The 14,152-nt window shown below is 40.3% G+C and carries 13 protein-coding genes; 7 read left to right on the top strand and 6 right to left on the bottom strand.

Features of this window, described 5'->3' with window-relative positions; translation table 11 throughout:
• From F988_RS09410 to F988_RS09420, 3 genes are all read right to left on the bottom strand, one after another.
• Nucleotides 1–2,427, bottom strand: a complete 2,427-nt coding sequence (locus F988_RS09410; RefSeq protein ID WP_004682697.1) for a DNA internalization-related competence protein ComEC/Rec2 — start codon at nucleotides 2,425–2,427, stop codon at nucleotides 1–3.
• Nucleotides 2,428–2,514: 87 nt separating this feature from the next.
• Nucleotides 2,515–3,201, bottom strand: coding sequence for a lipoprotein-releasing ABC transporter ATP-binding protein LolD (lolD, locus tag F988_RS09415; protein ID WP_004682698.1), 687 nt, complete (start codon nucleotides 3,199–3,201; stop codon nucleotides 2,515–2,517).
• Nucleotides 3,194–4,429: a lipoprotein-releasing ABC transporter permease subunit gene (locus tag F988_RS09420; RefSeq protein WP_004682699.1), complete on the bottom strand. Its 1,236-nt coding sequence runs from the start codon at nucleotides 4,427–4,429 to the stop codon at nucleotides 3,194–3,196. Before F988_RS09420 ends, lolD begins: the two co-directional genes overlap by 8 nt.
• Nucleotides 4,430–4,454: 25 nt before the next feature.
• Here F988_RS09420 and F988_RS09425 point away from each other — a divergent pair, with 25 nt between their 5' ends.
• Nucleotides 4,455–5,039 (top strand): PilZ domain-containing protein, encoded by a 585-nt coding sequence (locus F988_RS09425; RefSeq protein WP_004682700.1) that lies wholly within the window; start codon nucleotides 4,455–4,457, stop codon nucleotides 5,037–5,039.
• A 19-nt stretch (nucleotides 5,040–5,058) separates the two neighbouring features.
• Here F988_RS09425 and F988_RS09430 read toward each other — a convergent pair whose 3' ends face one another.
• The gene (locus F988_RS09430) at nucleotides 5,059–5,952 is read right to left on the bottom strand and encodes a DMT family transporter (protein WP_004682701.1); all 894 of its coding nucleotides are present in this window, start codon (nucleotides 5,950–5,952) and stop codon (nucleotides 5,059–5,061) included.
• Nucleotides 5,953–5,962: 10 nt separating this feature from the next.
• On the bottom strand, nucleotides 5,963–6,436 hold the full coding sequence (locus F988_RS09435; protein WP_004676796.1) for a YaiI/YqxD family protein: 474 nt from the start codon (nucleotides 6,434–6,436) through the stop codon (nucleotides 5,963–5,965).
• Nucleotides 6,437–6,636: 200 nt separating this feature from the next.
• Here F988_RS09435 and F988_RS09440 point away from each other — a divergent pair, with 200 nt between their 5' ends.
• Together F988_RS09440 and F988_RS15220 are read left to right on the top strand one after the other, a co-directional pair.
• On the top strand, nucleotides 6,637–7,575 hold the full coding sequence (locus F988_RS09440) for a hypothetical protein (RefSeq protein WP_004682702.1): 939 nt from the start codon (nucleotides 6,637–6,639) through the stop codon (nucleotides 7,573–7,575).
• A gap of 36 nt (nucleotides 7,576–7,611) precedes the next feature.
• Nucleotides 7,612–7,755 (top strand): hypothetical protein, encoded by a 144-nt coding sequence (locus F988_RS15220; protein ID WP_004676793.1) that lies wholly within the window; start codon nucleotides 7,612–7,614, stop codon nucleotides 7,753–7,755.
• 77 nt (nucleotides 7,756–7,832) lie between these two features.
• On the opposite strand, the gene serC is transcribed toward F988_RS15220, so the two are convergent.
• Nucleotides 7,833–8,912, bottom strand: coding sequence for a 3-phosphoserine/phosphohydroxythreonine transaminase (serC, locus tag F988_RS09445; RefSeq protein ID WP_004682703.1), 1,080 nt, complete (start codon nucleotides 8,910–8,912; stop codon nucleotides 7,833–7,835).
• Nucleotides 8,913–9,225: 313 nt separating this feature from the next.
• Here serC and F988_RS09450 point away from each other — a divergent pair, with 313 nt between their 5' ends.
• Genes F988_RS09450 through F988_RS09465 form a run of 4 tightly spaced genes read left to right on the top strand, consistent with a single transcriptional unit; the run spans nucleotide 9,226 to nucleotide 14,138 of the window.
• A complete protein-coding gene (locus tag F988_RS09450; RefSeq protein ID WP_004777299.1) occupies nucleotides 9,226–10,722 on the top strand; it encodes a TolC family protein in 1,497 nt (498 codons plus the stop codon).
• A 12-nt stretch (nucleotides 10,723–10,734) separates the two neighbouring features.
• On the top strand, nucleotides 10,735–11,895 hold the full coding sequence (locus F988_RS09455; RefSeq protein ID WP_004682705.1) for an HlyD family secretion protein: 1,161 nt from the start codon (nucleotides 10,735–10,737) through the stop codon (nucleotides 11,893–11,895).
• 3 nt (nucleotides 11,896–11,898) lie between these two features.
• Nucleotides 11,899–13,029 (top strand): ABC transporter permease, encoded by a 1,131-nt coding sequence (locus F988_RS09460; RefSeq protein ID WP_004640160.1) that lies wholly within the window; start codon nucleotides 11,899–11,901, stop codon nucleotides 13,027–13,029.
• Nucleotides 13,026–14,138, top strand: a complete 1,113-nt coding sequence (locus F988_RS09465; protein ID WP_004682706.1) for an ABC transporter permease — start codon at nucleotides 13,026–13,028, stop codon at nucleotides 14,136–14,138. Before F988_RS09460 ends, F988_RS09465 begins: the two co-directional genes overlap by 4 nt.
• Nucleotides 14,139–14,152 lie beyond the last annotated feature (14 nt).

Here is a 14,152-nt window from a genome sequence, read left to right on the forward strand (position 1 = left end):
CTATTTTCTTTCCAGCCATTTCACCTGTTGACGTTGTTGCTTTAGCTCCACTTTGCCATTTTCAAATACAAAACTGATGGTTCCTGCCTGTACTGTCGTAAGCAAAGGAATGTTTAACGCCTGCAAACGGTTTTGTAGTTCCTGAGTTGGATGCCCATAACGGTTATTAAAACCAGCCGAAGCAATCGCAAGTTTCGGTTTTAATGTTGCCAGAAAATCATAGGCTGAACTGTGTTTACTGCCATGATGCCCAAGTAGCAAGACATCCACTTTCAAATCAGGATATTGTTGCAACAATTTATATTCAGTTTCCCAGCCTGCATCGCCCATAATGAGGAAGTTTTGATACGGCTGGGCATCCAAAAACTGTAGATACAGCACACAAGACTGTTCATTTTGCTGATCTTTTGCATAAACCAATTGCTCAGGGCGTGGAAATAGAATTTCAACTTTTACATTTACATATGACCAGTTTTGACCCTGCTGACAAAATGAAAAATTATCCTGAAACGGCATTTTGTCACTGCGTTCATTGGACTGAACCTGGGTGATTGCAAAGGCATTTTGAATCGCAGGAAATGCGCCACTATGGTCTTGATCGAGATGCGATAGAATCACATGATCCAGATGTCGAACACCCTGTTGGCGTAAGAATGGAATCACCACCCGTTCACCTAAACTAAACTTGCTCTCATCATATGACCCACCTGTATCAATCATTAATATCTGCTCAGGATGCTGTAAAAGAACCGATTGTCCTTGCCCCACGTCCAGAATATTTAAAATCGTGGGTTGTGATTTTACCCCCCATACAATAGGTAAAAAGCAAACCAAAGCCCAGGCTTTTGGCAGCGTCCCTTTGGGCATAAATAAAATGATTAAACCCAAAATCAAACTGACCATCATTAATGGTGTGCAACTGACACCATACATATCAGGAGAAATTTGCTGTAATCCATTTAAAATCCATATTAACAAAGATAATAAAATATCATTGAGCTGAAAAAATAATTGCCCCAATGCTGGAATGATCAGCCAGACACAAGCGGCAATAATATCCAAAGGCACAACCAAGCCACTTAAGACTGGAATGGCGATCAGATTAGTGAGTGGTGCAATCCATGAAACTTGCTGAAAGAAAATCAAGACCAAAGGCAATAAGGCAACGAATATTTTCCATTGAGACTCGATCAAAACTTTTATTGCAAAAATAGCTTTTTGTTTTTTTGTTGCCACCTGATCTTTGGGTAAGCTATTGATGGTTTGATAAACCCTGAGCAGAATAAAACATGCGCCATAAGACAACCAAAAAGCTGCCGATAAAATGCTAAATGGATCATAAATTAATAACAAACTTGCGCTATACACCAGCAATGCAAAAGGTTGAATCTCTTGCCGAAATAAAATAAAAAGGCTGGCAACGATGACAGTTAACAAAGTTCTAATTGCTGGAATTTCAAAACCGACAAAAGCGACATATAACAGAACACTTAACCCAAATGGCAGTAGCACTAAAATCTGTCGTGGTTGCCACAAATACAACTTCGGATAATAACGTTGCACCAATCTTTGCAAAATCCAAGTCAACATTAAGGCAAAAATCAATACATGAGGCCCTGAAATCGCCAATAAGTGAGAGATGCCGATCAGTTGAAACTGTTGTTTTAAAGTATTGGATAATAGACTTTCATCACCTGTCAGCAAGGCCAAAAGCAGACCTTTGTGCTGTAGGTTTGAATTTTGTAGCATCTGCCGAAATGCCAAACGTTTTGTTTCAACATTTAACAGTAACTTAGTCCGAAAGCCCTGTTGCTGCTTTAAGTGCTGCTGATAACCCAAGGCATAAATCTCGTCAGGGCTTAAAGGCTGAATCTGCTGTACGGAAAATGCAGACATCACATTTTGCTGTAAAAACCATTTTTCCTGATCAAATGCGCCTGCAACTGCATAACTATGTGCTGGCTTAATCTTGCCGTAGACTCGGTAATAATGACCAAGCTGTAAGGATTGAGACTGAAAAGTTTGATCTTTATTTTTCTTTAAATACAGAAACCAATTTACGGGTTGAGCATGCCGATTGAGCACCTCCGCAATTTGTTTGTGTCCATCTTCTGTCAGTTCATCTAGGTTTTTAATATAAACAATGGCCTCAAATGGCTGTAGTTCAAGCTCCCTGAGTTGCAATCGATGTTCTAAAGCCGTATCTGCAAAATGATATCCACCGCAAAAGAGTGCCCAACTGGCACTGATCAGGATAAGAAATTTATATAAAGTCTGATTCAGATAGAATCGTTTTGCATATAAGCCAAAACTGAATATTGCGATTGCCAAAAGCAGCCAGATCCACCATGTCTGGTCCACAAAAGGCAGACTTTTGCCCATGATTGCAATACCAGCAATCCAGCCCAATAAAATAATTTTTAACATGTGATTTTTTAATTAAGTTTTTGATTTTTCTGAACGCAAAATTAAAGCCCGTTTTCAGGGCTTTAACAAGAGATTAAGCAAAATAAATTATTTTGGATTAATCCATAAACCATCCTGCATATGCAGAATTGAATCGGCTGACTGTGCCAACTGCTCATCATGCGTCACAATCAACATTGCCATATTCAGCTCTTTTTTCAAGTCAGTCAGTAACTCAAAAATGCTCAAGGCTGTTTTACGGTCAAGGTTGCCTGTTGGTTCATCCGCAAGCACTACAGCAGGCTTGGTCACCAAGGCACGGGCTAAAGCCACACGCTGGCGCTCACCTCCTGAAAGCTCACCAGGTTTATGGTCTAAACGATGCGATAAACCGACACGATCAAGCAAGTATTCAGCCTGTTTCTTCACATCCTTAAAGTTACTTTCACGGCGCAACATTAACGGCATTGCCACATTTTCCAGCGCCGAAAACTCAGGCAGTAAATGATGGAACTGATAAACGAAACCCAGATATTGGTTACGCTTATAGCCACGCTCCGCTTCACCTAGATTGTCAAAACGTTGTCCTTGTAAAAAGACCTGTCCCTGTGAGGGTTGTTCCAAACCACCCAACACATGCAGCAGTGTACTTTTACCTGAACCACTCGAACCGACAATAGAGACGAACTCACCCGCGTTCACTTGCAGTGACAAGCCTTTGATCACTTCAACCTTAGTTTTGCCATCATCAAAATGTTTATAGATGTCTTTGGCTTCTAAAACAATCTTACTCATAACGCAACGCCTCGGCTGGTTGAACTTTGGCTGCACGCAATGCAGGGTAAATAGTGGCAAGGAAGCTTAACAATAATGAAACTGTGACAATCACCACCACATCCTGCCATCTGAGATAGGATGGTAGGTAATGCACAAAATAGGCATCAAACAGGTTCAAGCCTAAAGCAGTATTGAACCATGAAATAATATCACTGATGGTCAAGGCCAAGGTCACACCTAAAATTGTCCCTGCAATCGTTCCAATAACCCCAATCACTGTGCCCTGCACCATAAAGATTTTGGTAATCATGGAAGGTGAGGCACCCAGGGTACGCAGGATTGCAATGTCAGATTTTTTATCAGTCACGACCATGACTAACGATGAAACGATGTTAAATGCGGCCACTACAATAATCAGCACCAATAATAAACCGACTAGAGTCTTTTCCATCTGGATCGCATTGAACAAATTGCCATGCGTATAGGTCCAGTTGGATGCATAGAAGTTGCTTGGCAACTGGTTCACAATATCATTGGCCACTCTAGGGGCAGCAAAAATATCATCCAGTTTTAAGCGCACGCCCTGCGCACCATCTGGCAGACGCAACAAGGTTGAGGCATCATTCAGGGCGATATAGCCGACCATTGAATCCACCTCTGCCCCCACACTAAAAATACCCACGACCTTAAAACGTTTAAAACGCGGCACCACACCTGCTGGGGATGGTGTCGCCTCTGGCAGAACCAAAGTCACGTTGTCATTTAGGCCCAAGCCCAGTGCATCAGTCATATCCTTACCAAGGACAATACCGAACTCACCTTTTTTCAATGCATTTAAATCACCAGAAACCATGTGGTTTTGGATGATCGAAACCTTTTTTTCATATTCAGGCTCAATCCCTGTTACCATAATGCCAGCCACTTGTCCCTGGGCAGTCAACATGCCCTGTAACTGGGTAAATGGCGCGACTCCAGTGACATGCGGATGGCGTTCAACTCTTTTTACAAGCTCAGGCCAATCTGTTAGAATTTGAGTAGAAGAAACAGTGGCTTGTGGAACCATTCCCAGAACACGATTTTTTAATTCGCGGTCAAAACCATTCATGACAGATAACACTGTAATGAGGACAGCAACGCCCAAGGTTAAACCAATCATGGAAACCAGAGCGATGAAAGAAATAAAATGATTACTCCGCCGAGCACGAGTGTATCTCAACCCTATATACAGCGAAATTGGTTTAAACATACCATCTAGTCCGAGGTGATTTATTATGGAAAATACACTGCATCATGTTGCTGACGACAAAACTGAACGTCGCACGATGTCCCGTATTGATGCCGTGTTAAGAATCAATTATCAAATCATTCCAATAGATGCTGCCTTGAATGATCCCTATGATTCTCATTTTGTATTGCCTCGCTATTTTCTACTACTTGCTGAATTAGATCAATTTGATCATGCGCTTGGCTACGAATTAGAACAATTAAATGAAAAAGATCAACAAATTGCCCGTATCTTATCCCTTTTTAATCAAAAACTGAACCTGATTACAGGCTCTTTTTATGACAATATCGTGCAGTCGCTATTGCCTGTACCTGAGCAGGTTAATGTTTCTGAACATGGTCTAAGCTTTTTTAGCTCGCAGCCGCTTGCACAAGATGCCTATATCCATATTACTCTGAGCCATCCTGAAAATTTCTTTCATATTGCAGCAATTGCCCAAGTGGCTTATTGCAATGAAACAGAAGAACCACATGAATTTCGTATAGGTGCCTATTTCATCACCCTGCATCCGCAGGACCGTGCCAAGCTGGCTGCCAGTATTCAACAGGCGCAACAGGATGAGCCGAATTAGTCACAATGTGAGATATAACTTATATCTTTAAACGGCGATACAGGCCTAAATCTTTATAGAAATAAAGGAATAGGCCAAACAAAATTACCACAGCACCTACAAATACCTGAGCTGACAATTGCTCATGGTTCAGGTAAGCCCCGATCAATATCGCCAGCATTGGCGTCATCACCGTTGTTAATGACAGTGTGGTCGCCTTTAGGTTCTGCACCAGTTTAAAATAGCAGAACATGGCAATCAGTGAGGCCATAACCACAGTATAAGCAAGTGCCAATAGCGATTTGACTGAGGGCAAATGAGTGGGTGCATACTGCCAAATCCACGGCAAAAGCAAAGCTGCCAACACAGTTGAGACGAGAATTGAACCTGTCGCCTGCGCCATAGGCTGCACATCCGCATTAATCTTTTTCACCAGAAAAATCGAGAGTGAATAGGCAAATACACTGATCAGCATCAGGACAATCCCTATCGGCTGTACATGCTTCTGGCTACCGCTGAGACAGATCAAGGCTAACCCAGCAATTGATGTACCCATGCCCAGCCACTGCAATCCTGCCAGTTTTTGCTGGAAGGCAAAGCGTCCTATAAGTCCCGCCATAATCGGTGCCAACCCAAACATCAATGCGATTAAACCTGAGCTTAAATAGGCGGTGGCGGCATAGGTAAAGATCTGTGAACCAATCAGGCTTAATGAACCTGCGATATAGCTGAATAATGCAATTTTATGCGTGGGAAACTGAATCCTTAACAGCATTAAAATGGTTGCAGCCAGAGGCAAGGCAATAAAAAAGCGTAACACCAATGCCCACATAGGATGCAAATCAGCCACACTCCAGACAATTGCCAACGGTGTGGTTGCCCAGATAAACACCAGCAATCCATAGCTAAGCATGAGATTCATACGTGATGGCATAATGGCAGGCTCAAGAAGAAGCTGTTTTCCGTTTTTGCTTTAAAATGGTCTGGTCCAATGAGCTTGAAAACTCACGTTTATCCCGTTCCGAGATTGGCGGTGGACCGCCTGTCTGCACACCTGCGCCACGCAGTGTGTCCATGAAATCGCGCAAATGCAGACGGGCTTTAACATTCGCAGTAGTATAAATCTCACCACGAGGATGAATGGCAATACCCCCCTTTTCAATTACCTGGGCGGCAAGCGGAATATCCTGCGTAATAACAATGTCATTTTCCTGCATCCGTTCTACAATTTCCTGATCGGCTCGGTCTGCCCCACTCATCACCTGAATTGATTTAATCCGCACCGATGGGGTAATCCCCACATTTTGGTTGGCTACAAAAGTCACTTCCAGTTGGTAACGATCAGAGGCACGTAAAATCACCTCACGCAAAATTTTAGGCAGCGCATCAGCATCCACCCACAATTTAAATGGCAGCACGTTGGATAGGCTCAACAAGGAAAAAATATAGTGTAGCAGATTGCCATGACAGTGGAGTGAACAATACTGCCAATGTTGAGACAGGTATTTTTTTCATCTAAAAATGAATTAAATTCCATAGAATTACATATCCAGACTTGAAAAAACGCTGCGACCCTCGATTTAATAAAATAAGTTGAATCTCTTTGTATTATGTTTTTATGAAAAATCAAAACAGTCCTGAAACTATTAAAATTCAAGATCAAAATTTCGGCAATCATGTTGAGCATTGGAACCTATTGACTGATACACCCGAAACAGATGTTCCCAAATGGTTAGGACTGGCGCTGGATGCACCTGTGATGCCCATGGGTCTATGTGAAGATGAACAGGAGATGGACCAGTCATTCTGGCTGATTCAGGGACCAAGCGGTGAGGCGATCTCAATTAATCAAATTATTGTGGTTGAGGACCAAAAGCCACGCGCATTAAAAACTGCGTTTCCGAGTTTTGAAAGCCCATATAAATACGATGCAAAAATTGAACGAATAATTACCTGTGATTCCGCAACTCAGGCGGTATTAAGATTAAGTCTAAATAAAAATACGGTTATTTATGCCTTTGATAGTTTATTTAGTGTAAATCGCTGTCAATATGACAAAAACCAGAGTTATCAGGTTCAATTTAATGCCTGGGCATATGAATTGGAAACCGTTTCTAAAGATGAAAAAATCATTGTTGATGATCCAGCCTCAATTAAGCACCACCGCGCATTAAATGCAATTCTGGCGGAACATAATGGTATTGCCCCCGATAACCTACAGGAACTGATTAATGAGTGGCAACCCAAAACCCCAGAAGATCAAGAACCTGTCACTGTCGACTTTTCTAAAATGGTCGCCTATCTATATGGTGAGACATTAGGTCAGGAAGATGAAGCATGGTTTCAGGGAAATATCGTGGGTAAAACCACCATGCAGTTTATGCAGGATGAATATACCCTGTATGATGTAACACTGGTATTGGAAGATGATTTATCTGCAATTTTAATACGTATTGCCACTAAAAATGTTTTGTATAAAAACTTTAACATTGGTGAATATATTCGCGGCAACATCTGGATTCAGGCGAATATTTATGCTAAAACTGCACTAAAGTGACAAAAAATCGCATAAGTGGCATTTTTAGGCGTTCTAATGAAAATTATACCAGAACAAACGACCACCAGTGTTATTCCATCGAGTGATGAAACTCTTAAACTTGATGTTGGTGCTTTTTGCTTTTTTTTACTTGGTATGTTTTTAGCAGCACTTATTTTTCATCAAATTGGCTTGTTCTAATTTTTGACCATTTTCAACTTATACATATAAACAAAAGCCCTCAATGTTGAGGGCTTTTGTTTGAGATCAGTTATTGCTTAACCGTGACGTTTCGCAAAATCATCCATAAAGTTCACAAGTGCCTGGACACCCTCTAAAGGAACTGCGTTGTAAATACTTGCACGCATACCACCTACTGAACGGTGACCTGCCAGATTAAGTAAATGCTTCTGTTCAGCTTCTTTCAGGAATGTTTTCTCAAGTGCTTCATCAGCCAGGGTAAATGGCACATTCATCATTGAACGGTTTGCAATGGCGATTGGATTGTTATAGAAGTCGCTAGCATCAATATAACTATAGAGGAGTTTTGCCTTGTCCTGGTTGATTTTGTAGATTGCATCTACACCACCCTGCTCAAGCAGCCACTCAAATACTAGACCAGACAAATACCATGCATAGGTCGCTGGCGTATTGACCATTGAACCATTCTTGGCTTGGTCGCCATATTTTAGGATGCTTGGAATTTCAGGTTTTGCCTGATCCAGCAAATCATCACGAATAATGACAATGGTTAATCCCGCAGGACCAATATTCTTTTGCGCACCCGCGTAGATGAGGCCAAATTTGCTCACATCCAATGGCGCAGACAAAATACTTGAAGAAAAGTCACACACCAACGGCGCATTTACCTCTGGAACATCGGCGAACTGTAAACCACCAATGGTTTCATTATCTGCATAATGCACATAAGCCGCATGATCAGAAAGGTTCCAAGTGCTTTGTTCAGTGATCGCATGTTTGCCATCAATCAAAGTGGCCGCATCTACAACATTTACATCGCCGTAGCGCTTGGCTTCTTTTAGTGCCTTTTCAGACCAGATTCCTGTATGGATATAATCTGCCTTGTTATTTTTTCCAAGCAGATTTAAAGGAATTGCTGAGAATTGTAAGGATGCACCACCTTGCAGGAACAATACTTTATAGTTCTCAGGGATATTCATGAGCTTGCGTAGATCAGCTTCTGCCTTTTCTGCCACAGCAACATAATCATTGCTACGATGACTCATTTCCATGATCGACAGCCCCTTACCCTGCCAATCCAACATTTCTTGTTGAGCTTTTTCTAAAACGGCAGTAGGTAATGCAGCAGGACCAGCGCAGAAATTATAAGCACGCATGAATTTTCCCTTGTCAAAGTGAAACAAATTGAGATAGGAATTTAAGCACAGATTGACGTAGCTTGCAGCAGCTTATCCAATAAATATTTCAATCATCTTTGGGTATTTGACTGATTTTAACAACAACCGTTTCTATTTATTTATGAGCAAATTATCTAATTTTCAGGAAATATATTTAGATTAAAAACTCTACTTTTTACAAATTTGATACATCAACATCAGCAATATAACTATTTAATTAAAAAATATTATTTTAATTTTATAAAAAGAATTTAGACTCACTCAGGATATTATTAAAGTGCGACATACCATAATGTTGAAGCGACATAATCGACCGAGTTCTAAGGTCACACGGTTTCCAAAACAGCTAAGTCTCTGTATTAGTTTAATCAGTTATGCCTTATTTTCTACATCTACACTTGCTCAGACACTCAGCTATAGTGAAGCAGAGAAATTTGTCGTAGAAAATGCATATTCAACTCAAGCCCAGCAGGCACTTCAACAAGCATCTCGCTTAGAGATGGAAGCTGTCAAACATTTAGGGCTTCCGCGAATTGATTTAAATGCACGTGCTTATTCTTTTCATAGTGAAACAAGTGTTCCTTTAGAGTCAAGTAAACGCCGATTAGAAAACTCACTTACACGTGGTTTTGATGACAAATTATCTCAATGGGGAAATGTGTTCCCACCAGAAGTCATCGATCAAGTCAGCCAAGGTTTTGATCAAACCGTCAGTGATGGATTAAATAAAGTACCCAATAATTTAGATGTCACCATTAAAGATCATGATGTGAGAACATCTGTTTCTATGGTCATGCCACTTTATACAGGTGGAAAAATCAGTAGTGCCAAACAAATTGCCAGTATTCAATCCAAGCGTTCTGACATCAGTGAGAAACAGCAACAAGATTCTCAGCGTTTTGAAATGATTCAGACCTATTTTAATGTGCAATTGCAGCAACAATTATTAAGCACCAGTTTATTTAATCTAAATGCAATGCAACAACATTATGACAATGCATTAAAGTTAGAAAAGCAGGGTTTTATAAATAAAGGACAACGCATGCAATTTGAAGTTGCTCGTAATAATGCGCAACGTACCTATCAAAATGCACAATCGAATCTACAAGCGAGTCAGTTTAGTTTACAAAATTTATTGCAAACTAAAGCGCCATTAAATCTCAGCACTCCCCTATTCGTAAATACAGATCAAAATCATTCATTAGATAAGCTACTTGCAAACTACGACCAAAATTCAAGCCTCATCAAAAAACTGCAAATGGACACACAGCTAGCCAATGAAAATGTCCGAATTCAGCAAGCAGCTAAAAAGCCAAGTGTCTTTGCTTTTGGTGAATATGGTTTAGATGAGAAAGAAAATTGGATCATTGGCGTTATGGCAAAATACAATTTATTCTCTGGTGTCGATAAAAATAAAAACGTACATGCAGCAGAACTAAAACGTTATGCGGCAGAACTCATGACAGAACGTACCAAGCAAGAAATTGAAAATGTGCTGTACAAATCCTATAGCGAATTGAATGCTTCGCAAACCAGCCACCAACTATTGACACAAAACACCAAAGCAGCACAAGAGAATCTACGTATTCAACAACTTTCCTTTAAGGAAGGTATGGGAACTGCAACTCAAGTCATCGATGCACAAAATGCATTGAATGCATTGAGAAGTGAAATGGCAATCAATGCATATAAATATATTTTATCTTTAGCAACCCTATTACAAAGCTATGGCTCGATTGACGAGTTCAAGCTCTATGTTAATCAACCACGTACTGATTTTATCCGTTAATTGGAGACATTTATGAGCCAAAATCAATCATCATCCAATTCAAAACGCGATACAGATAACGTGGCAAAAGCGGATGAAACGCAAACGACTAACGTCGTAAATGAGCAAGCATCTTCAACAGAACAAATTGACACTAACAAGACTGCTACACCATCAAATACTCAGGAACCACCAGCGCAACCACCCCAGAAAGGTAAAGCTAAAATTATTGGTCTAATTATTGTATTTATTTTGCTTGGCTTAATTGCATATGGTTTATGGAAAGCATATCAACCCCAAGCAGTTGAATTACAAGGACGAGTTGAAGCTGAAACAATAAACATCAGCACCAAAGTACCTAGTCGTATCGAAGAATTTTATGTAACTGAAGGACAAGCCGTAAAAAAAGGGCAAGCGCTTATTCGCTTTGTGAGTCCCGAACTTGAAGCCAAAAAAGAACAAGCCCAAGCCGCCTTGCAAAGTGCAATGGCATTCCAGTCAACCGTTTATCGTGGTTCTCAACAAGAAAATATTGAAACTCTGTATGCCAACTGGCAAGCTTTAAAAACGCAAGCAGAACTTGCAGCAACAACCTATAAACGAGGTGAAAACCTCTATCAACAAGGTGTGATTTCTCGTCAACGTCGTGATGAGATGCTTGCGGCACAAACCTCTGCCCGTGAAACTGCTGAGGCGTCATATCAACAATATGCACGCGCTAAACGTGGTAGCACCGAACAACAGAAATCAACTGCCGATGCAAAAGTCGCCATGGCACAAGCTGCTGTCAAAGAAGCAAATGCATTGACAGAAGAAACCAAGCTCTATTCACCGGTCGACGGTACTGTATCGAAAACCTATGGCAAACCAACAGAGTTAGTCGCAACTGGTGTGCCTGTCGTCAGTATTATTGAAGACCATGAGATGTGGGTCAGTTTAAATGTCCGTGAAGATATGTATGAAAGTGTATATCAAAACAAAACTTTAGATGGTTTCGTACCTGCGCTGAATCAAAAAGTCACATTTAAAGTGAAGAACATTGATGTTGAAGGAGACTTTGCAACCATTAAAACCACACGTCAAACGGGTGGTTATGATATTCGCAGCTTTAAATTCCACTTAGTACCTGAGCAATCTATTCCAGATCTTAAAGTTGGAATGAGCGTACTTTTTAAAATTAAAGAGGCAAAATAACCAATGTTTGCTGCAATGCTTCGAGAGTTGCGTTATTTAAAATGCCATAAAGTAGATGCATTTATGGCAATCATTATGCCTTTATTGATCATCATCTTTTTTACCAGCATGCTTTCGGCTGGAAAAGCTGAGCACTTACCGATTGCCATTGTTGACCAAGATCAAAGCCAATTAAGCCGACAAATCATTCATAACCTCAGTATTAACCCAAGTCTAAGTGTAAAGACTATCAGTTCAAGTCAAGACGAAGTTGAACGTATGATTAATAGTACTCAGGTTTGGGGTTTTGTTTTCATTCCTGAAGGTGCGGAGCAACGACTTGTTCAGGCAAAAAATGCTCAAATTAGTATGGCGTATAACCAATCTTTTTTTACTATTGGCAATACCATTGCTTCAGCAATGCAAAGTAGCACCCTCAATGCCATTGGCGACTATTTAGGTAACAGTTATTTAGCAAATAAAATCCCTTATGCTGAATTCCCTACGCCACATGTCAAAGTCTCGATGCTATATAACCCCAGCATGAGTTATGAGCTATTTTTAGGACCGTTCATTGTTCCTGCAGTACTCCATTTATTGCTGTGTTGTTGTATTGCATTCGCAATCGGGCAAGAATTTAAGCGTCATACCTTTGCAGAATGGCTAGGTTCAACACAGATTGTTTCTCGATTTTTTGGAAAAATTTTGCTTTATGTGCTGATTTTTTGTTTCTGGACATGGTGCTGGATGTTCTGGCTCAGCCAGGTCAAAGGTTATTTTATCGCAGGCTCACTTAGCTTTCTTTTGATCGCTCAGTTTGTGTTTTATTTTGCCTATGCCATGATCAGCAGTAGCGTTATCTTAGCTACCAAAGACCTGCCTAAAAGTTTTGGTTTTATCGCACTATATGGTGGCTCATCCATGAGTTTCGCAGGTGTCACACTCCCCTTAAATAATGCTCCTGCATTTACACAATTATGGTCAATGATTATTCCATTTACCCCTTACGCAAAATTACAAACTGAGCAATGGGTGATTGGAAGCGATGTCATTATTTCAGTTATACCTTTCATTATTCTGCTCGTTTTTGCAGTGATATTTAGCTTATTAAGTCTTCGTTTATTGAGGAAAAATGTTCAGGAGATTCACTCATGAAATCATTTTTCTTTTATTACAAACAAACTTTCAAAAATATTGTGAAAAATAACTCAGTGTTTACCACACTGATTGCCTCTATCCTCATGTATAGCTTTTTCTATCCAACTGCCTATAAAGCGCAAGTTGCAGAAAATATTCCGATCGTGATTGTTGATGAAGAACAAAGTGTTTTAAGCTCTAAAATTATTAGTCAAACTGCTAGTAGCCCCCATATCCAGATACAGGCTGTCACAGGGAACTTCCTTGAAGCAGAACAAATGGTGAAAAACCAAAAAGCTGAAGCGATCTTATTACTTCCAGAAAACCTGAGTCAAAGCCTCAGACGTGGTGAAATGGGAGGGATTGGGCTTTATCTCAGTACAGCATATTTTTTACAAACTAAAGAAGCTGCTACAGGTCTTGCGACCTCGATCGAATATACACTGAAAGAGCATTTGGAAAAATTTGGCGAAGCCTCCCAATTTGAAATTGAGCTGCCAATCCACGATATTCCGTTATTTAATACATTATCTGGATATGGAAGTTATATTTTTCCCGCTGTTGCGAGTTTAATTATTCATCAGACACTGTTATTAGGTCTGGCTATGTTGATTGCGAGCTATCGTGAATCAGGTTGGATCGCAAAACCAATCGAGTTTTGGGCAACTTTTACAGCAATTCTCACAATAGGTTGTCTTGGTTGTTTATATCTCTTCGGTTTTACATTTTGGCTTTATGACTATCCTCATGGTGGAAATTTCTGGGGAACGCTGCTTGCAACGCCAGTTTATGTAAGTTGTATTATCGGTCTAGCGATGCTGGTTGGATCTTTAGTAGATATGCCTGAACGTGTAGGACATTTAATTGTTGTCACCTCAGTCCCTCTTTTCTTATTAACAGGTACTGCTTGGCCACATGCAGCTATGCCTGAATGGATGCAATACTTAGCTTGGACTCTTCCATCTACACATGGTGTTCAAATGTTTGTGCAATTAAATCAGATGGGAGTACCTACAGCAATCGTGATACCTAAACTGATTTATTTAGCAACTCTTGGTGGAATCTTGTTGGCTTGCTCTTATTATCGTTTAGTCATGCTAAAGCCAATAAAAAAGGAAGCTAATTAGCTTCCTTTTTTAAC

Origin of the sequence: Acinetobacter parvus DSM 16617 = CIP 108168 (assembly GCF_000368025.1) — a bacterium.
GTDB lineage: Bacteria > Pseudomonadota > Gammaproteobacteria > Pseudomonadales > Moraxellaceae > Acinetobacter > Acinetobacter parvus.